The organism is Sphingobium agrisoli (assembly GCF_041877245.1).
GTDB lineage: Bacteria > Pseudomonadota > Alphaproteobacteria > Sphingomonadales > Sphingomonadaceae > Sphingobium.
Map to the genome: position 1 here is coordinate 769,306 of NZ_JBHDJI010000001.1, position 20,449 is coordinate 789,754.

Genomic DNA, 20,449 nt, shown 5'->3' on the forward strand with positions numbered 1-20,449 from the left:
TCACCGCCGCCGCCACGATCACAGTGACCCTGGTCGGCATTCCAGCTGAGTTTTGCGCAGACAATCGCTATGGCCTTCATTTGCGGGGCTGGGATCCCACAACCGCTACCCTCATCGACGAGCCTGGCGAAACCGACGCCGGCTTTGTCGACGCGCTCTCGATCCGCGTCGAACTTGATCCCGCTACACTCGAGGGGCGTTGGTCGATTTTCAACGACCGGCTCAGCGGCACCGACGACCCGCCCTCGTTGCGCTTCACCGATGCCCGCGAACTGGCGACCACGCGTCTTGGACCGTACGCCGAACGCCACCTTGGTTGGGGACGCCATTCGATTCTGAACCGCATCGGCGATGGCGCCCGTATGACCGAACAGCTCGCCGCAGCCAGTCGCGCTGCGCGCGCCGCCTTTCGCCTCAGCAACAAGGATGTCTTCGCTATCCCGACGGAGCGTGCCGAGAGCTTGGGTAAGCACTTTTCGGTTAGAGTCCGCAAAGGGCTGACCGCCGAGCTCGATCTCCAGAGCGCCTCGATCACGGCGGGCGGTGTCACGCTGCACGATGGCGATTTGCCGCTCCGTACGCTCGGCACCGGCTCCTCCAGGCTCATTATCTCCGCGCTCCAGCATAATGCGCGCGGCTCGCATATCGCGCTGGTCGACGAGATCGAGCACGGCCTCGAGCCGCACCGGATTACCCGCCTGCTGAAGTATCTGCTCGCACCGCCGCCAACCGGCATCGCCCCCGCTACTGCCGCTGCGCCGCAGATATTCCTGACCACCCATTCCGAAGTCGTCCTGCGCGAACTCAGCGCGCCCAATATCCACGCCGTGCGCTGTGACGATGGCGATACTGTGGTGCGCTCGGTCAAGGGCACGACCCAAGACGGCGCCGCCCAACGCTATCTACGCAGTTCTCCCGAAGCCTTTCTCGCGCGTCGTATCTTGGTCGGCGAAGGCCGGACCGAATGCGGATTGCTCCGCGGGCTCGACGCGCTCTGGATCGCTGCTGGCTCCGATTCCTTCGCATGGAGCGGCACGGTCGCGATCGACGGGCGCGGCGTGCCCGAGGCGGTCATGCTGACCAAGCACCTTCAGGAACTCGGATATCAATGTCTGGCATTGCTCGATACCGACGAGCCACCATCCCCTGCCGATATCTCCGCCGCTGAGGCCGCCGGCGCGGTGATGCTGCTTTGGCCCGATGCCTGCTCGACCGAAGAGCGCATCTTTCTCGACGTCCCATGGGACATCGTACGGGACCTGATTGCCTATGCGGCGTCCTGTCACACCGCGGAAAGCATATTGACGCGCATCAACGCGCAGTGCACGCTCGCGGGCACCACACCTCTTCCCGATCTCACCTTGCCGGTAGGTTTCGACACGCCTGCCTTTCGCCGCATTCTCGGTGTGACCGCCAAGGCGAAGAATAAGCCTTGGTTCAAGTCGATCGATCACGGCGAAGCGATTGCAGCGATCGTCCAGCCCTGTCTCCATCAAATTCCGATGACGCCTTTGGCAAGCGGCCTTCAGCGTATCCGCGACTGGATCGATGGCTGAAGCTGATGATGCAGATCTAGCCGCCATTGTCTGTGCGACTCGCGCAGGCAGCGTTGTCGCGGCCGCCGGCTGCGGCAAGACCGAGCAGATCGTTAATGCTGTCGAACATAGCGAGGGCCGGCGTCTTATCCTGACTCACACCCATGCCGGAGTCGATGCGCTGCGCCGTCGACTTCGCGACCGCAAGGTGTCTACCAACCGATACGCGATCGACACCATCGCTGGCTGGTGCCTACGCTATTCCGCATCCTACCCACTACGCTCCGGGCTAACCGTGACGGAACCTAAGGGTGAGCAGGCTTGGTCGGCGGTCTACGCGGCGGCGCTGAAACTGCTAGCGAGTGGAGCCATCGAACGTGTGCTGCGCGCCTCCTATTGCGGGGTCCTGGTCGACGAATATCAGGATTGCAGTCACCGCCAGCACGAGATTGTCACGGCCATCTCAAAGGTTCTGCCCACATGCGTGTTCGGAGATCCGCTACAGGCGATCTTCGATTTCAACGGCCAGGCGCCGGTCGATTGGAATGCGGCGGTCTTTCCGCACTTCCCCCTCATCCGGACACTTACGAAGGCCCACCGGTGGCATCGTCACGGCAATTCGGCGCTCGCCACATGGCTTGAAGCGATTAGACCGGTGCTCGAAAGTGGCAGCAACGTTGCGCTGGACAAGCGCCCAGCCTGCGTGTCGTGGGAGTGGCTCCCGGACCAGGATGGCCCTCGCCAAAACAAGATCATCAACGCGTGCCTCAAGGCCATGGGCAACGATGGCAACCTAGTCGTCATCGCGGATTCGGTGAATGAAGGCGCGAGAGCCGCGATCGCGCGCTCGCTTGGAAAGCAGCGTTTCTCCACAATCGAGCCCGTGGAGTGCAAGGCGATCTTCGGTGCGACCCGGAAACTTGCCACGACCAACGGCCCCAAGCGACTCGAAGCCACGCTGGATCTGCTCGAGAAGTGCATGTCGGGCATCGGCCGGGCCGACTTCAAAAAGGCCGTTGCGGCACGAAAGCTCGGCCGCAAGCTCGGCGAAACGCGCTTTGGAACCCTGATCGGGCTGGCGCTCGCGCTCGAGCAGGATGCGAGCAACGCGTCGTGTCTCGCACTGATCGACGGTTTTGCCGGTCTGCCCGCATGCCATATCTATCGCCGCGAGATGCTGTCGGCGGTGCGTTCTGCGCTCAAGCTGATCATGTCTGGCGAAGACATCAGTCTCGCCGAGGCGGTTTGGCGCGTCCAGAATCAACTTCGGCACGCTGGCCGGCGCGTGCCCTATTATAGTGTGGGCAGCACCTTGCTGGTCAAAGGGCTGGAATTTGCGAATGTCGTTATCGTCCACTCGCCCAGCCTGAGCAACAAGGATTGGTACGTGGCGCTCACCCGCGCCACCCATCGGATCACGATCCTCTCGCCGGACAGAAGTATCCGACTTCCCAGCTAAATTTGCCCGGCACTTAATCGCGCTAATGTCAGCGGCGACTATGATGTGGCGCAACCAGCGCGCAAGGCTGCTGCCAAGCCCGTCGATCAGTCGAACGGTAGTTCCGTGAAATCGGTGCCCTGAACGACAGGTCCATCATCTTCGATCGTCAAATCGACCGCGATCTGCTGGTTGTCGGAACCAGACTTGTCGGCGATCTGGATCACAAGCGTGGCCGTGCGCCGCGGTGTCCGCCGATCGACGAACCGGATGAACCTCTCACAATCCGAAGAGGTGAGCAGATCCTGGATATGGTTCCAGTCAATGTCCGAGAGTGACCGCTGAATACGCCCCTGGCGGACCGCTTCGACAATGAGGCTGGCACACAGCCGCAGCGCGCCTTGGGATGGACGCGCGGCGGGTTCGAAGAGCTGACGGCTCAATACCTTCCACACCCACAGGGTCCCTGGCTCGATGAGGGCGATATCTTCGATCGCGGCGTGGAAAAATTGCCCGCGATTGCCAATGAGAAGCTGCTCCCGACGCGCTTGGACATGGATCACCAGCAGGGGCGCACGGGTCAGGCCGGGAGCGGCCGCCTCGGGATCTTCCGCAGGCACGTCCCGGGCGTGATCAACGATGACGACACCGAACCGCCGCTGGTCATCTTCGAGGTCGAATGCCCGGCCATGATCTTGACCGATGCGCCACCCGCGCAGTTCGAACAGGCGCATGATCCCTTGCCGCTGGCTATCGGCATAGTGGGACGGTTCGTTTTGCGCGATCCGCTCGACCAGCAAGAGCAGTGCGGCGCGCCGCGCCTCGATATGGACCGGCTCACTCTCGTCGATCTGGAACAGGTGCGAGAGCGCGGCGACAAAATCCTGGTGGTCGGCTCGGCTGACCGCCCCTTGCGAATAGAGGCGAGCAACCCCACCGAAAACGGCGCCAGCCTTCAGCGCGCGCGCCGCGAGACGGCAGGCCGGTTCGATTGACGTCTGGTTCGACCAGAGGGGTTCACGCACCAGCATGTTGTGCTGCGCTTTGAATAGGCGGTGGACATCGAAGAATGGGCCGCCGTCCATTTCGCGCTGTACGATTTCGAGAAGGGGCCGGATGGGCGTCACGGGATCGCGGCCCCTCACCGTACTGGTGGCATAAGGGGCGAAGAAGGTAACCGTCGGCAGGTTGGTTTGCGCTTGGAATTCGAGGTCGCGCAGGAGCGGCGCGGCCGACGTGGAGAGCGAGACGATCACCGCAGCATGTTCGCCCATTCGCATGCCGGCTTCGACCAGCTGCGGCCAATCGGGCTGAGCGCCGAGAAGTATGGTCAGTTTGGGAACGCGACGAATGCGAAGCGCCGGGTGGAAGCGGCTCTCGTCCACGACCTCGAAGCCCTGGCTGGTCCACTCATCATAGGAGACTTGGCCTTCGCGGATCCGGCCGACAAGGACGACGGTCGTACCCTCTGCCTTGATTTGTGGCGGGCCAGCGCGCCTCGGAGGGTGTGTCGCCATGACCCGGACGCCATCCGGGAAAAGGTCCGGATACCGTGCGACCAGCTGGTCGTAGGCATCCTGAAAGCCCCGCTGCTCCGCTTCGCCGATTGCGCCTTCAAGAAACACGAGGAGTTCACCATCCGCCAAGCGCGCTCGCAAACGCGGCGTCGTGGAGCTTGTTTCTCCAGCCGGACCATCGATCACCGTCGTGCGATGCGGCGGCAGTCCCAGCGCTGGCAGCATGCGCGCCAGCGCCGGCTCGAGGATGGAGCGGTCGCGCCAACGATTGGCGGCGGTCGGTCCCATCTCGGCATAGGCGCGATAGGCTCTGACATAGACTGCCGGCTTGAATTCGTCGAAGTCGAGCGTGTCGACGATGTCGAAAAGCTGGAGAGGCTTGTCGGCGAGTTTCGGATCATCGACCCGCGTGCGCATCCTCTCTCGAAACGTGGACCAGAGCGCGACGAGTGGCGGCTCGTCGGGGAAAAGGAAGCCCCAAAGGGGTTCGCCGCCGATCTGTAAGACAGGCTCTTCGTTCAAGCTGACAAAATCGCGATCGGGCCACGCGACCTCCGCGAAACCGATGAGTCGCGCGGGCGCGGCCAATACCTGCACGAAGCTGCGATTGTCCCCGCCGATGCCGGCCAGCAGCGGCTGCAGAAATCCCGGCGCGGGTGCGGTGGGGTTGAAGACCGCGACGGCGCGCGCTTGCGATGGGGCCCTCGCTACAGCCACGTCTGGTCCTCCAGGAAGCGCTCGACCTCGCTGAAGATGCGACCCGCCACCTCGGCCGGGTTGAACATTCTGGGGACGCGATACCCGCGCGGTTCCGCGCCCCAGTCGGCAACCATCGCCTTCACCTTGGGATCGTCGAAAATCTGATTGGGGCCGATGACGGCCAGGACCTGTCCGTCGAGAAGGAGCGTGTCGGCGAGCTGCACCTCGATCGCCGAGCAGCGATCGTCGAATTGCTCCGACAGCCCGCCGGTGATCAACTGGTAGTAGGACCGGACGATGTGCTGGGTGACCGGAAACGTCCGAGGCTGCACCGGCTCCATCATCCAATAGTCTTCGAGGCTGTCGTAGAACGCGCCGATGATCTTCAGGGGATGGTCGGTCGGCAAAATCTCGAAATCCGCCAATGTCAGACTGTCATGGAACGCGCCGCTGTACCGGCCAAAGCCGCCGCTATCGAACGGAAGGATACGATGGGCATGCGCGGCCACATCATCGCGCAGGATCAGGCATATTCGCGCGTAATCGAGATTGGTGGTCGCGCCGCCGCTCCATGCGCGCCGATAGGCTGGGCGGCCGTAGAAAAGATAGACCAACGGTTCACCAAACACGTCACAAAGGCGCGGTTCGAGCTTTCGGGACGCGACGAGGCCGGAAAGCCTCGCGCAGTCGGTGACATGCGTCAGGCCGAGTTGGCCGGTTAGCGGCGTTGCTCCATGGATAAAGTCTCGGAACTGGGTGTCGGCCATGATCAAGACCTAACGGGGTCCGATCGCTCGTGCCAGTGTGGCGCGGCGCTCGCCGGGGATAAGGTCGGTGAACTGGCCATCAGGGTCTGGCGCCCTGTAGATCGCTCAGATAACCGTCAGTACCGGAGAAATAGCCAGCCACACCGTTGATGACATCCGCGAGGGTCGGCAGATAAAGATCCTCATAGGTGATCGGGATCGGCTGGCCGTGCGTGTCGACGGGGTAGCGATAGGAATAAGAGCCGGGGTCGATCTTGGCGAATTCGGCGACGACCTCTGAAACTATGGGATCGGCGTCGTCCGGATCGCTCGTGCCGTAGCGTTGCAGCAACTCCGCGAAGATCTGCCAGAGCCGGGCGAGATCGTGCGATTTCCATATCGGTTCGATGCCGACGGTGTGGCCGTAGGTCGCGATAACATATTTGAGCGATAGCTCGATGAACTGACGATAGTTGAAGATGATCGGGCAGACGAGATAGTCGCGCTCCGCCGGATTGCTCGTTGCATGCTCGACCATGAGATCGGCGGCCTTCTTGTAGCCGTCAGTCATCAGCACGAGCCGCGTGAATTCGTCCTTGGCGATGTTGGCGTTAGCCATGGCATCGGCTGCGGCGACGAATGGGACGTCCCCGGCCGTTGGCCAGCGAAACTCGCTTTCCAGGATTTCCTCGAACTTGAATCGCTTCATATTGCGCCCCCATCACACATTCACCGCCAGCGGCGCAGACCGCCAGCTTCATGCACCGAGGTGAAGGGCCAGGGCCTTCCTGATCTGCGCGGCCTCGATCATGTTAACGCGACTGCTCCTATTCCCGCGCACGATGATGCCGGCAAAGCCGAGTTCAGGCTGCCCGGCTTTGATCCCGTGGATGAAGAATACCGGCGCACCGCTCATCCCGTCCGGGTCATCGGGGATAGGGTCTTGGTTGTTCGCGGGCTCCAACGCAACCGTGCCGGCGGCATCCCACACGGTCGGCGCCGCTGGCTTGAAATAGAGCTTCCACCAGCGTGACACGACATCGACGCCGAGCAACTGCCAATTATCGTCAAATGTGGTGTCATAGGACGTGTCGACGGCTGGATAGCCGATTGAGAAGATTGCATCGACCAAGGCAGGATCGACCGTCCGCAGATCACGAGCGGACTCGAGGTCAAAGGAGAGGAAGTGCGGCGCAAGGTCGCGCCCAAGATTTCGAGGCGAATATTCCGCTATCATGATATCGGCCAAGTCGGCATATGCGGGGTCGGACGACGGATCGAGAACGCCTTGGCTCACCTCGTTCGGATTGATCCCGACCCGACGGCCGTTCGCCTCCTCGACTACTAGAATGATCTGGTCTGATGTGCGCTTTGCATTCGTAAGCTGATGCCGGGTGCACAACAGCAGGTTGTGACCCCGGTGTCGGAACAGGAGGCATGAGCCGGAAAACGAGATGTCGTGATCATATCCGTCATTGTGGAAGACCAGCGGTCGACAGAAGCGCTGCAGGCTTTCGACGACCTTGGGCACGGGAAGATAGAGCCCGTTGACCGGAATGCTTAGTTTGGCGTGGGCTTTCGTTAGGGCATCGGTGAGGGACATACCTCGCCATAGTCGATCGGGCGGACCAAGTCAGCGGATCGACCAGACCCTCGACAATCCTGCTGGCGACGGACACAAGCACGTCGTGCAGCGATGTGAATCACATCTCGTGACGGCGAGGTCCCCGCCCGAACGCGCGCTGCCGCGCGATAGCGCTTCGGAAACGGTGATTGTACGGTGATTACATGGCAGAAATTAGCGGTCATCAAGAGCGGATTTTATCGTGTTATTTCAATTGTTTATTGCCACTTGATAACTAAGGTCTGGTACTTCCGCTACCGGCGGATTTAGGCGGGATCGCGCTTCAGAGCCGGTATCGCAGCGCAGGACCGTCACCAACCTGATGCTTTGAGGCGGTCGCCGCCCGACAATCGAAGAATTTCGGACTCTTGATCAACCCATGTGATCCAGCCTTATCAAATAACCATAAAAGCCAGGCGGCGGCTCGTTGCCATCGGACAATAGCAGTCCGTCCCACTGCGCAAGCCCGGCACAGTCTTGCGTAGCTATGGCGACACGAACATCACCGCCTGACAGGCCGGGCTGGTAAGGTGCGATCCGTGCAAGCCATCTGCCGCGCCTTGTCATTATGTTGAGGTCACGCACGTCTTTGCCAAAAGGCGTTCCGACGACGGCAGCTTCGCCAGCGAATGCATGACGATCGCCTGCCCCAAGCACAATTGGTTGCGCGGCGCCATCGATGTCCAACCGCAATTGTCCCTCCAGAACGGTCAATATGCGATCGACGCCTTTGAAGGGGGAGAATGCGCCGACAGCGCTGACATCGGCAATACTTACTCGCCATTCAAATTCATCCATGCCCGCGCCAGGCGGAAAAACAGCGACCTCTCGCGTGATGCCGCCGCCATTTTTCCAAGGCTGTGCAACCCGATCGGCCGCGCGCAGGATCGTGACGTCGCTCACCCCAATATGCCCGGCAGGTCCAGCCCCTTGTCGCGCGCGCAATCGAGTGCGACATCATAACCCGCGTCGGCATGGCGCATCACGCCCGTCGCCGGATCGTTCCACAGAACACGCTCCAGCCGCGTCGCTGCTTCGGATGTACCGTCAGCGACGATGACCATGCCCGAATGCTGCGAATAGCCCATGCCGACGCCGCCACCATGGTGGAGCGATACCCAAGTGGCTCCACTCGCCGTGTTGAGCAAGGCATTGAGCAACGGCCAGTCACTTACCGCATCCGATCCGTCGCGCATGGCTTCTGTTTCGCGATTGGGCGAAGCGACCGACCCGGAGTCGAGATGGTCGCGGCCAATGACGACGGGCGCCTTTAGCTCACCGCTCGCCACCATCTCGTTGAAAGCCAGCCCCAGACGATGTCTGTCACCCAGACCGACCCAGCAGATGCGCGCAGGCAGCCCCTGAAACTGGATTTTCTCCCGCGCCATGTCGATCCAGCGATGGAGATGCGCGTCATGCGGAATCAGTTCCTTAACCTTCGCATCGGTCTTGTAGATATCTTCCGGATCCCCCGACAGTGCGGCCCAGCGAAACGGACCGATGCCACGGCAGAAGAGCGGACGGATATAGGCGGGCACGAAGCCGGGAAATGCGAAAGCGTCTGCCACACCATGGTCCTTTGCGACCTGCCGGATATTGTTGCCATAATCGACGGTCGGAACGCCTGCCGCCTGGAAATCGAGCATCGCCTGCACATGTTGGGCCATGGAAGCCTTTGCCGCGGCAGCGACGCCGACGGGGTCTTGTTCGCGCGAGGCAATCCAGCGGTCAACGCTCCAGCCTGCGGGCAGATAGCCATTGACCGGATCATGTGCGCTGGTCTGGTCGGTCAGCAGATCGGGCCGAATGCCGCGCGCGAACATCTCCGGCAGCAATTCGGCGGCGTTGCCGAGCAGCCCTACCGACACGGGCTTCTTCTCCGCATTGGCCTGATCGATGATGGCCATGGCCTCGTCGATCGTTGCGGCGCTCGTGTCGAGATAACCGGTGCGCAGGCGCATATCGATCCGGCTTTGCTGGCACTCGATAGCGATACAGGACGCGCCCGCCATGACGGCGGCGAGCGGTTGCGCACCGCCCATGCCACCCAGCCCCGCGGTCAGCAGCCACTTGCCCGACAGATCGCCGTCATAATGCCGACGCCCCATTTCCACGAATGTTTCGTAGGTGCCCTGAACGATGCCTTGCGTCCCGATATATATCCATGAACCGGCTGTCATCTGGCCGTACATCGCCAGTCCCTTGCGATCCAGCTCGTCGAAATGCTCCCAATTCGCCCATTGGGGCACGAGGTTGGAATTGGCGATCAGCACGCGGGGCGCGTCCTTGTGGGTTTTGAAAACGCCCACCGGCTTGCCCGACTGGACGAGCAGCGTCTCATCATTCTCAAGCCGCTTCAGCGTTTCGACAATCTTGTCATAGCTTTCCCAATCGCGCGCAGCGCGGCCAATGCCGCCATATACGACAAGTTCTTCCGGTCGCTCGGCAACATCGGGATGCAAATTGTTCATGAGCATCCGCAACGGGGCTTCGGTCAGCCAGCTTTTTGCGTTCAAATTCGTGCCAGTTGCGGCTTTGATAACGCGGCTGTTATCGAAACGGGTCATTAATAAATCCTCGTCAATTTGCATCATGTGCGAAAGCCAGACAGGCCTTCAGAACATCGGTTAAAATGTCGGTGAGAGGCGCGGCGCGCTCTAGCGCGAATGGCGGCGGCCAATTGGTTTCATCGGGTTCCGAAGGTTCATCCAGATAGCTCCGGATCGCCAGCTCCATCTGGATGGCATGTATGCCATTGCCCGGTATGCCGTAGTGGCGTGTTGTCCAGCCGCCCTTGAACCGGCCATTCAGCACATAGGACTGGCCGCTCGCCGCGCAGACAGATTCCACCATTTTTGAAAGGGTGGGCGCACAGCTCGCGTCGCCATTCGTGCCGATGTTGAAACATGGCAGGTCGCCGTCAAACAGACGCGGAATATGGCTGCGGATCGAGTGGGCGTCATATAGCACAATGTTCGGATGGATGGATCGCAGCCGGATAATTTCGTCGGCCAGCACCTTGTGATAAGGCGTGAACCAGTTGCAGCGGCGGCGAGCGATCTCCTCCTCGTCGGGGAGGCCAGACCCATAGAGCGGCTCACCGTCGAACGTCGTGGTCGGGCACAGGTCCGTCGTGGCCTGTCCGGGATAGAGTGAAGCACCGGAGGGGTCGCGGTTGACATCAATCACGCTTCGGGAAATCGATGTCCTTACGGTCGTCGCGCCCCATTCACGGGCGAAGCCGTAGAGTTGGTCGATCCACCAGTCGGCATCGCGCCGCGCCAGCCACTCCGAACGAAATTGGCCGCCAACGTCCGCAAGATCGGTGCCGGTGTGAGGAAAGGCGACAATGAGGGGGGCGTCCCCTTGATGAATCTCAAGCCATTTCATTGCACCACCCCTGGTAGCGCCATGCCGACCGCTCGCACGATCATTCCGGATCGCACCAGCGCGTTAACCGTTTCCATGTCGGGATGAAAATGCCGGTCTTCGTCAAGATGCGGCACCTCGGCCCGCAGGCAGGATCGCCCCGCCTCCAGCGCGACCGAAGATTTTAGCGGTGCATGAAAATCGCATCCCTGTGCGGCGGCCAGCAACTCGATGCCGATGACAGCCTCTGCATTGGCGACCATGTCCAGCAGTCGCCGCGCGCCGTGCGCCGCCATCGATACATGATCCTCCTGATTGGCCGAGGTCGGGATGGAGTCGACGCTCGCCGGATAAGCGCGTTGCTTGTTCTCGCTGACCAGCGCCGCCGCCGTCACCTGCGGGATCATGAAGCCGGAATTGAGCCCCGGCTTGGGCGTCAGAAACGCCGGCAGGCCGGACAAGGCGGGATCGACCAGCATCGCGATGCGGCGTTCTGCCATCGATCCGATCTCGCACACGGCCATCGCGATCATATCCGCCGCGAAGGCGACCGGCTCAGCGTGGAAGTTGCCTCCAGACAGCGCCTCATCCGTTTCGGGGAAAATCAGCGGATTGTCCGACACGCCATTGGCTTCCGTCTCCAGCATCGCAGCAGCGGAGCGCAGCACGTCCAACGCCGCTCCCATCACCTGCGGCTGACAACGCAGGCAATAGGGGTCCTGCACGCGCGGATCATCGTCCCGGTGCGAGGCGCGAATGGCCGAACCGGCCATCAGCGAACGCAGCGCGTCTCCCACCGCGATCTGCCCGGCGTGGCGGCGCAATTGATGGATGCGCGGGTCGAACGGCGCGTCGGTGCCTTTGGCCGCTTCGGTGGAGAGTGCGCCGGTCACAAGCGCGGTGCGAAAGAGGTTGTCCGCGTCGAACAGCCCCGCAAGCGCGTTGGCAGTGGAAAATTGCGTACCGTTCAATAAAGCCAGGCCCTCCTTCGGGCCCAGTTCCATCGGTGCCAGACCCGCGCTTTTCAGAGCAACAGGAGCAGGCAGTCGCTCTCCATCGACGAAAATCTCGCCCACGCCGATCATTGTTGCCGCCATATGCGCCAGCGGCGCCAGGTCGCCGCTTGCCCCGACAGAACCCTGGCAGGGCACAACAGGCGTCAAGCCCCGCGCGAGCATCGCTTCCAGCATTGCAACCGTTTCCGGCCGTACGCCCGAAGCCCCCTGCGCCAGACTGGCGAGTTTCAACGCCATCATCAGACGGATGACGGAAACCGGGCTTGGCGCGCCTGTCCCCGCCGCGTGGCTCAAGACGATATTGCGCTGCAACCGTGTGAGTTCTGCATCACCGATGCGGACGCTCGCCAATTTACCAAAGCCGGTATTGATGCCGTATATCGGCTGACCCTTCGCCAATATGCGCGCGACGGCATCCGCCGCTGCGGCAATACGCGGTGCGGAAGCAGTGTCCAGCTTCGCCGGAGCACCATGATAGATGGCGCGCCATTGCGAAAGACTGACTTCACCGGGGACGAGTATGACAGCGTTCATTGACCACTCCAGACACGGGCATGGAGCGGATTGAACCCCATGCGATAAACCAGCTCGGCGGGGCTTTCGATGTCCCATATCGCCAGGTCACAGCGCTTGCCGATTTCCAGCGTACCAACCTGCTCCTGCCAGCCCAGCGCCCGCGCGGCGTTGCGCGTGACCCCAGCGAGGCATTCCTCAACCGTGAGGTGGAACAGGGTCGCGCCCATATTCATGGTGTGCAGCATGGACGTCAGCGGGGACGTGCCGGGGTTGCAATCTGTTGCCAGCGCGATCGGGACGCCAGCGTCACGCAGTGCCTGAACGGGCGGCAGTTTCGTCTCGCGCATGAAGTAGAAGGCCCCGGGCAACAGGGTCGCGACGGTGCCCGCCGCCTTCATCGCCGCTATTCCATCGCTATCGAGATACTCGAGGTGGTCGGCGGACAACGCGCCATATTGCGCAGCCAGTGCGGCGCCGTGCAGGTTGGAAAGCTGTTCTGCGTGCAGCTTGACTGGCAGACCATGTTGCTGAGCCGCCTTAAACACTTTCTCTGTCTGCACACGAGAAAAGCCTATACCCTCACAGAAAATATCGACCGCATCGGCGAGGCCTTCGCCAGCGATTGCCGGCAGCCACTCGCGGCACAGCAAATCGATATAGCCGTCGGCATCGCCCGCAAATTCTGGTGGTAGCGCGTGTGCGCCCAGAAAAGTGGTGCTGACATGGATCGGACGCTCCTCGCCGATCCGGCGCGCGACCCGCAGCATTTTCATTTCCGCTTCGAGGTTCAGGCCATAGCCGGATTTGACCTCGATACCGGCCACCCCCTCGGCGATCAGCGCATCGACGCGCTCCAGCGCGGAGGCCAGCAGTTCGTCATCGCTCGCCATACGCGTCGCATTCATGGTGGAAAGAATGCCGCCGCCCGCCCGCGCAATGTCCTCATAGGATGCGCCTGCCAGACGCATTTCCCACTCGGTTGCGCGATTTCCTCCATGGATAATGTGCGTGTGGCAGTCGATCAGCCCCGGCGTGATCCACCGCCCGTCGCAGGACACGATGTCAATAGCATCAAGGCCCGCAGCGCCCGCTTCCGGCCCTGCATAGACGATCCGGCCATCAATGGCCGCAACCAACCCGCGGTCGACTATGCCCAATCCTGCCCCAGCCAAGGTCGCCAGCGTCGCATCTTTCCAGATCATGTCGCAGCGCATCCGAATCTCGCCCATCTCTATCCTGCAGTCGGTTATTGCATCAGCTGCTCAATAATGTATAGACATTAATGTACCGACGGAGACGATGAATGCAAGCCGAACTTGGCAGCCCGGTCCGCACGTTATTTTTCGACCGAGCGCTTTTGCCCGGCGGATGGGCGGAAAATGTCCGTCTGGGCATCCGGTCGGGAACGTTTGCCTCCATCGAAGCAAATTGCGCGCCGCTTCCCGACGATGAACGTCATGCGTGCGCCCTGCCCGGCATGCCCAATGTGCACAGCCACGCCTTTCAACGTGCCATGGCGGGAATGGCTGAACAGCGCGGCTCAACCGACGATAGCTTCTGGACATGGCGCGAGATCATGTATCGCTTCCTTGACCGGATGAGCCCGGACGATGTTCGCGCGGTCGCAGCCTTGGCCTACATGGAAATGCTGGAAACTGGCTTCACCCGCGTCGGCGAATTCCATTATCTCCACCATGATCTGAACGGGCAACGCTACGCCGCAATAGGCGAGATGAGCGGTGCCATCATCGCCGCAGCAACCGACAGCGGTATGGGCATGACGTTGCTACCTGTGCTTTATTCCCATTCCGGCTTCGGGGCTCTGCCCCACACCCAGGGCCAACGCCGCTTCGTAAATGACCTGGACCAGTTTGGCCGGTTGGTTGACGAAGCGAGCCGTCTGGCCAAGGCGTTGCCCGATGCCATTGTGGGCTTGGCACCGCACAGTTTGCGCGCCGTATCGCCGGAGCAGCTTGCGCGTTTGACAGACATGACGGTTGATGGCCCTATCCACATTCACATTGCCGAACAGACGAAGGAAGTGGACGACTGTATCGATTGGATCGGGCAGCGCCCGGTCGAATGGCTGCTATCCCACGTCAACGTCGATGCGCGTTGGTGCCTCGTTCATGCCACACATATGACCGCACAAGAGGTTCGCGCCTTGGCGCAATCAGGTGCGGTCGCTGGCCTGTGTCCGATCACCGAAGCGAATCTGGGTGATGGCCTGTTTCCGGCTCCCGACTATATGGCAGCAGGAGGGCGCTATGGCATCGGATCGGACTCAAATGTTCTCATCGACCCGACCGAAGAGTTGCGCCTGCTCGAATATGGCCAGCGTTTGTCTCTACGCGGCCGCAATGTCATGGCGAGCGCAGCGGGGCATTCGACCGGGAGCATGCTTTACACCCAAGCCCTGACCGGCGGCGCGGCGGCACTCGGGGTAAAAGGTGGCATAGCCGAGGGCGCGGCCGCTGATATTGTGAGCCTCGACATGCAACACCCGTCCTTGCTGGGAAGGGAAGAAACGCTGCTGGACGCGTTCATCTTTGCGGCCGGGCGTAGCGCGGTTGACTGCGTCTGGCGCTATGGGGAAAAGGTTGTCACCGCAGGCAAGCACAATAAACGACACGATATTCGCCGAGCCTATGCACGCACCTTGCGAACACTGACGGCGTGACCCGCTCTATTTGACGCGCATGAGTGCCGCCGGATTCATATCACGGCAGCGATTTCATCGAGGACAGCCCGGTCGTATCTCGCCACAGGGTCGCGCATTGATGATCGACGTCAATGCTCGCTGAGGAAAGTTGCTGTGGTTTGGGTGGCTCCAATGAGAGGTAGCGTGCCTTTTCCACCGTCATCATGGGCCATTTGGCCAAGCCTGGTCCATTCGGATTGCCGCTTTTGGCGAAATTTGTCCAATATCCCACCATCGCGTTCGAAAGACGCTTCTGATCGGGCGACAGCGATTTGCGTTCGCCAACCGCACCTGTGTAATTTTTGAAGATATACTGCATTTCCAGAGTGTGTGCGGCACCATATGGGAAAGATGCCGCCGGGAACGGAAATGGTGCCTGCCTATCGTTAAATTCGAAACCCCATACTTTCGTGTGCTCTGCCAACGCTTCGTTGAGTGCTAGCATCGGGCACATGAACAACCCATCCGTCACCGCACGAGCTGAAGCGGCGCCTGCGGACCCACCGAACATAGCCGGTGGATAATGAGGCACCGCTTTGGAAGCGAAATCGCCGAGCGTCCCTCCCAAATGGCTCTCCAGTTCCGCCGCGGTCAGAGGGCGGCCTTTGGCTCGTTCCCACAGCCCCTCTACCCATGTCCATTCGTCATTATTCGATCCGTTGATGACCGGCACACGATTGAAGTCGCCGGAGAGAATCTTCCGGGTCACGGACTGGTTCACGATTGTGCCATCGACGACCACCCCGAAAGAATAACTGGGCAGCTTCCCAACAACATCGGCAAGCTGTGCGGCCGAGAGCGATCGCAAACAGGACGCATCGTTGACATCGGAGCACCCGGTCATGGCAGCTACATTCTTTCCGACGTCCTGCGCCTGGGTGAGCGGCAATCCATCATAAAATGGCGCGAATGACCCGTACCAGAGTGATCCGCTCTGCACGATCGCCTTGTGAAACAGACCTGCGGACCGTGGCGAAGCGATATGATTGAATACGTTGGCTCCCCCGGACGATTCGCCAATAAGCGTGATGTTTTCCGGATCGCCGCCAAAAGCCGCGATGTTCCTGCGAACCCAGGCAAGTGCGAACTGCTGGTCCATAAGTCCGTAATTGCCAAAATCATGTCCCTCACGATTCAGCGCCGGATGAGCGAGGAAGCCCATGATATTCAGCCGATAGTTGAACGAAACGAAAATCACATCGCCTTCTTCTACCAGCGGAGTGGGATCATAATCATTCGACCGGCCCTGCCTCAGCCCGCCCCCGTGGATCCAGACCATGACGGCGCGTTTCCTCTTCTGGGAGGACGCCCCCTTGGGGGTGAAGACATTCAGATAGAGGCAATCCTCGTTCGTGATCGGCTTGGAAAAACCCTCGGGCGCTACCTGAAGGCACCAGTCCGCAAAATGATCGGCATTGCGGGGCGATATCCATCGCGCAGGGACGATCGGCGGTCTCCAGCGGAGATTGCCAACGGGTGCAGCGGCATAGGGTATACCCAGATAGGTCTCTACATTGCCTTCGCGGACTCCGACGACCGGCCCCTCGGATGTTTGTATCGCGGCCGTCCTCATTACAGGCGCAACGGCACGAGGCGCGTGCGGGCTGGCATAAGACATGGCGCCCCCCGCCAAAGCCGGGACGATCGCCATTCCAAGCAGCCATCGAAGTTTGCCAGTGCGAATCATTGAACCCCTTCCGCTCAGCCAAATTGGGATCAACCCCGGTCTTTTTCGCAGTTTTGCCGACGCTCATCACGCCAGGTTACTAAATACCCTAGATCCATCAATGTCTATACATATGTATCTGAGGCCGTGCCGACAGAGAATTTTCGCTGTGGGCATACGGAAGTAGTCCATCCCTGCCCTCATGCTGGATGACGCCTTGTCAGCAGTTGACGGATTGTTATTGTATAGACATAATGGCTTTGACGAGCAAAAGGGCGGCACCTGGTGAACAAAGCAGAAAGTCAGATTCTGGTTGTCGATGCTGCCACGGTGGCTGAAGCGCTCTCGCCTGCCGAGTGGATTGAGGTGGTCGAACAATCCCTGCGCGGCGTTTCAGGCGGAGCGGTCAGGCAGGATGTCAGGCAAATCCTTCCGCTTCCCGATGTTCAGGATCGCGGACGGGTTTTGTCGATGATGTTCGGGGCTGTTCGCGAACCGGCCTGCTTCGGGGCCAAGGTAATTTCTGTTTTTCCGGATAATTTTGGTCGCGGGCTGGACTCGCACCGCGGCGCTGTATTGTTGTTTGACGCTGATGATGGCGCATTGGTGGCATTGCTTCACGGTGGGGAAATCACGGCTGCGCGCACCGCGGCGGCAAGCGCCGTTGCGACGCGAGCGCTCGCTCGCCAGGATTCCCAAATACTTACGATATTGGGCTATGGCGAACAGGCGTTGCGACATGTTGACGCCATTAAGATGGTACGCCCGATTGAAGAAGTCCGCTGCTGGGGTCGGGACCCCGTCAAAGCCACAGCGTTTTCGGAAGCGGTCGCTGCCAGATATGCCGTGCGCGCCTTTTCTACGCCGGCCGTGGCCGATGCTGTAGCCGGATCGGATATTGTCTGTACGACAACAGCGGCCAAAACGCCCATCATGTTCGGTGACATGCTGGAACCGGGAATGCATCTCAACATCGTCGGATCAAGCACGGCGGACTATCGGGAAATCGACACCGCGGCGGTTGTCCGCTCGTCGCTATGGGTGGACTATCGCGCCATGATCGACGTAAGCGCAGGCGAATACTTACATGCGCTGGCTGACGGCGCGATCGATACTACCCATATTATCGGCGAGATTGGTTCTGCACTGAATGGCGCCGTGCGTGGGCGCGAGAATGCTCACGAAATCACCATGTTCAAGTCGCTGGGCATGCCCGCCGAAGATCTTTATCCTGCACAGAGGATATACGAAGTTGCTTGCGCAAAAGGTCTTGGCACGCGGGTGAAGCTGTAACCATGTGCGTAAAGGCTGCCGAAACCGCCAGGAGCCCTCGGAGATGACTGCACAGCCACTCATCATTCCCAGTCGAAGCGGCTATCTCAACACCGCTCTGACCGGCCTGCCCGGCCCCGCAGCGGTTGAGGCCGCGCGCGGAGTTCTGGATGCATGGGCGAGCGGCACGCTGAATTGGGGCGATGCAGTAGATCAACTCGACGTGGCACGACGAGCATTCGCTGCGTTCGTAGGGGTTGGCACGGAACGCATCGGAGTCGGCCACACGGTTGCGGCAACTTTATCGGGAGTCGCCGCTAATCTCCCTGAAAATGCAGTGTTGCTGGCGCCTGCAGGTGAGCATAATTCGAACATCTATCCCTATCTGCATCATGCACCGCGCGGCGTGCGTCTGGAGTTCGCTCCGCTTGAACATTTGGCCGATGCGCTGCGTCCCTATCACGCGGCAGTGGCGTTCGGCTTGGTTCAATCGGCTGATGGCCGCATCGCCGATCTGCCCGCCATCTCTGCGGCCGCGCAAAAAGTCGGCGCGCTGACCCTCGTTGACGTGACCCAAGCCTGTGGCTGGTTCCATTTTGATCCCGACCTATGCGATGTGTTCATTAGCGCCTGCTACAAATGGCTTATGACGCCCAACGGTCCGGCATTCATCGGCCTCAGCCCGCGCGCCATGGAGCATGTGCGCGCGGGACATCGGTCCTGGGTTGGCAATCTTGAGGTACACGCCGCGCCGTACGGACCGGGGGGACAATCTGCCCCTGATGCGCGACGCTTCGACGTTGTGCCCAACTTCATTGCTATCGCTGCTGCGGTACAATCGCTCAATATGCTGGCCGACATAGGCATTGCGCGGATTGAGAAACATAATCTCGCGCTCGTGCACCGCTTTTGCGAAGCGCTAGACCTGCCCCCGCACCGTTCCTCGATTATCTCTATCGATGCCGGATCTATCGGGTCTCTCCCTGAAGATATCAGCTTTACGCTCAGGGGAGGAAAAGCCCGCTTTTCCTTCCATCTTTACAACGACGAGGAGGACGTCGCAGCGGCGGTGGATTTCGTCCGCATGGCCAACGCTCGTTGAAGAAACGATGCCTTCATGCCACGCCTCCTTGCCCAGCCAGGGAAATCCGAGGCTGAAAACTCTAGCTCGAAACGATCCAGCTTGCATGTGGCAGAGCACTTCGCGTCGGCCTCTACTCAGAATCGGTCACATTCCAGAAGAGCACGTCGAGATCCATCGGCTCGATGGGGATCTTCCATACTGAAGCGAGCCCTTTTCAGGGGCGAAATTGAGTTTCGATGCTGAACTCACTCCCCGGATAAACGTTGCGGACATAAGTGATCTTTGCTTCTACGCGCCAAGTCCAGCGCTCGACAACTATACAAGCGCTTTCCTGGCGGATACCTAGCATATCGGCTATTTCGGTGTCGGCATTGATGGCAGAAATGCGGTGGTGCGCGTCGCTCCAAGGAACATGGCCGAAAAGCCATGAACTGGGCGGTTCGCGATCGAACTGAGCACTGCGCGCTTCAGGCGCTTGTGACAGGTTGATGATCCTGTCCTCCAGGCAATAGGCTTTCCCATCAACAAAATGCGTACATTTTAGCGCGAGAACCTGGCCACTTGTAATATTGAGGTGGGATCGGTCGCTAGCTGTAGCTTCGCGGACAACGCGCTCAGCGAGGTCGAAGTCATATTTGCGTCCCTCGCTCATCATTTGCGACCGAAGATCTGGAAGATCGAAAAATGCACGGTGGGATTTTGGTGCCGAAACGAATGAACCGGCACGCTTGCGCCGCTCGATCAATCCACGCTCGACAAGCGTGCTCAGCGCCTTGTTGATCGTCATGCGCGAGCAATCGTACTGCTTCATCAGTTCGTGCTCGTAGGGAATGCGGTGGCCCGGCGCCCACGCTCCCGACATTACCTTCGTTTCAATATCCTGCCGGATACGATCATGCAGAGAAAGCTCGTCTCGCACGTCCTCAATTTTGTCTAGTCTATTTATGGTTGCCACCACGAACGGATCCGATTCTTTCCAGCCATGCACAGGCAGCCTCTTATCATAGGGGATGTCTTTGCGGCTAGTTTTGATGGCCTCTTGCAAAATCGACACCGCTTTAAGCCGTGAAGAAACGCGCAAAATCATGTTTCATCATACTGATTTTGAGCCGTTTTTATGAACACCGCGCCTCTCAGCCTGTACAAACTCGTATCCAAGACCCACCCCCCATTACCTCGCCAATCGAGCGCAATTTTAACCATTGACAGAATGCAGATTCATGTCATGCATATGTCTATACATAAAAGACGTGCAGGAGGAACTTT

The 20,449-nt window shown here is 60.2% G+C and carries 16 protein-coding genes; 5 read left to right on the top strand and 11 right to left on the bottom strand.

Going from position 1 to position 20,449, the window contains the following annotated elements; translation table 11 throughout:
* Nucleotides 1–23: 23 nt before the first annotated feature.
* The gene (locus ACETPF_RS03670) at nt 24–1,556 is read left to right on the top strand and encodes an ATP-dependent nuclease (protein ID WP_373933066.1); all 1,533 of its coding nucleotides are present in this window, start codon (nt 24–26) and stop codon (nt 1,554–1,556) included.
* On the top strand, nt 1,549–2,994 hold the full coding sequence (locus tag ACETPF_RS03675) for a UvrD-helicase domain-containing protein (protein ID WP_373932900.1): 1,446 nt from the start codon (nt 1,549–1,551) through the stop codon (nt 2,992–2,994). The genes ACETPF_RS03670 and ACETPF_RS03675 overlap by 8 nt, the downstream gene beginning before the upstream one ends.
* An 86-nt stretch (nt 2,995–3,080) precedes the next feature.
* Here ACETPF_RS03675 and ACETPF_RS03680 read toward each other — a convergent pair whose 3' ends face one another.
* From ACETPF_RS03680 to hutI, 9 genes are all read right to left on the bottom strand, one after another.
* Nucleotides 3,081–5,087, bottom strand: coding sequence for a hypothetical protein (locus ACETPF_RS03680; RefSeq protein ID WP_373932901.1), 2,007 nt, complete (start codon nt 5,085–5,087; stop codon nt 3,081–3,083).
* A 110-nt stretch (nt 5,088–5,197) separates the two neighbouring features.
* On the bottom strand, nt 5,198–5,956 hold the full coding sequence (locus tag ACETPF_RS03685) for a hypothetical protein (protein ID WP_373932902.1): 759 nt from the start codon (nt 5,954–5,956) through the stop codon (nt 5,198–5,200).
* Between the two features lie 79 nt (nt 5,957–6,035).
* Nucleotides 6,036–6,644 (bottom strand): HEPN domain-containing protein, encoded by a 609-nt coding sequence (locus ACETPF_RS03690; RefSeq protein WP_373932903.1) that lies wholly within the window; start codon nt 6,642–6,644, stop codon nt 6,036–6,038.
* 48 nt (nt 6,645–6,692) lie between these two features.
* Nucleotides 6,693–7,538 (bottom strand): hypothetical protein, encoded by an 846-nt coding sequence (locus ACETPF_RS03695; RefSeq protein WP_373932904.1) that lies wholly within the window; start codon nt 7,536–7,538, stop codon nt 6,693–6,695.
* Between the two features lie 393 nt (nt 7,539–7,931).
* Nucleotides 7,932–8,462, bottom strand: coding sequence for a HutD/Ves family protein (locus ACETPF_RS03700; RefSeq protein WP_373932905.1), 531 nt, complete (start codon nt 8,460–8,462; stop codon nt 7,932–7,934).
* Complete coding sequence (gene hutU, locus ACETPF_RS03705; RefSeq protein ID WP_373932906.1) at nt 8,459–10,126, bottom strand: urocanate hydratase; 1,668 nt, start codon at nt 10,124–10,126, stop codon at nt 8,459–8,461. The genes ACETPF_RS03700 and hutU overlap by 4 nt, the downstream gene beginning before the upstream one ends.
* A 13-nt stretch (nt 10,127–10,139) precedes the next feature.
* A complete protein-coding gene (gene hutG, locus ACETPF_RS03710; protein ID WP_373932907.1) occupies nt 10,140–10,949 on the bottom strand; it encodes an N-formylglutamate deformylase in 810 nt (269 codons plus the stop codon).
* A complete protein-coding gene (hutH, locus tag ACETPF_RS03715) occupies nt 10,946–12,478 on the bottom strand; it encodes a histidine ammonia-lyase (RefSeq protein WP_373932908.1) in 1,533 nt (510 codons plus the stop codon). The genes hutG and hutH overlap by 4 nt, the downstream gene beginning before the upstream one ends.
* The gene (hutI, locus tag ACETPF_RS03720) at nt 12,475–13,674 is read right to left on the bottom strand and encodes an imidazolonepropionase (protein ID WP_373933067.1); all 1,200 of its coding nucleotides are present in this window, start codon (nt 13,672–13,674) and stop codon (nt 12,475–12,477) included. Before hutI ends, hutH begins: the two co-directional genes overlap by 4 nt.
* Nucleotides 13,675–13,763: 89 nt before the next feature.
* Here hutI and ACETPF_RS03725 point away from each other — a divergent pair, with 89 nt between their 5' ends.
* Nucleotides 13,764–15,140: a formimidoylglutamate deiminase gene (locus tag ACETPF_RS03725; RefSeq protein WP_373932909.1), complete on the top strand. Its 1,377-nt coding sequence runs from the start codon at nt 13,764–13,766 to the stop codon at nt 15,138–15,140.
* A gap of 40 nt (nt 15,141–15,180) precedes the next feature.
* On the opposite strand, the gene ACETPF_RS03730 is transcribed toward ACETPF_RS03725, so the two are convergent.
* Entirely contained in the window at nt 15,181–16,848 is a 1,668-nt protein-coding gene (locus ACETPF_RS03730; protein WP_373932910.1) for a carboxylesterase/lipase family protein, read from the bottom strand.
* A gap of 264 nt (nt 16,849–17,112) precedes the next feature.
* On the opposite strand from ACETPF_RS03730, the gene ACETPF_RS03735 reads away from it, so the two are divergent.
* Together ACETPF_RS03735 and ACETPF_RS03740 are read left to right on the top strand one after the other, a co-directional pair.
* Nucleotides 17,113–18,120 (top strand): ornithine cyclodeaminase family protein, encoded by a 1,008-nt coding sequence (locus ACETPF_RS03735; RefSeq protein WP_373932911.1) that lies wholly within the window; start codon nt 17,113–17,115, stop codon nt 18,118–18,120.
* Between the two features lie 43 nt (nt 18,121–18,163).
* Entirely contained in the window at nt 18,164–19,201 is a 1,038-nt protein-coding gene (locus tag ACETPF_RS03740) for an aminotransferase class V-fold PLP-dependent enzyme (protein WP_373932912.1), read from the top strand.
* 196 nt (nt 19,202–19,397) lie between these two features.
* On the opposite strand, the gene hutC is transcribed toward ACETPF_RS03740, so the two are convergent.
* On the bottom strand, nt 19,398–20,270 hold the full coding sequence (hutC, locus tag ACETPF_RS03745) for a histidine utilization transcriptional repressor HutC (RefSeq protein ID WP_373932913.1): 873 nt from the start codon (nt 20,268–20,270) through the stop codon (nt 19,398–19,400).
* Nucleotides 20,271–20,449 lie beyond the last annotated feature (179 nt).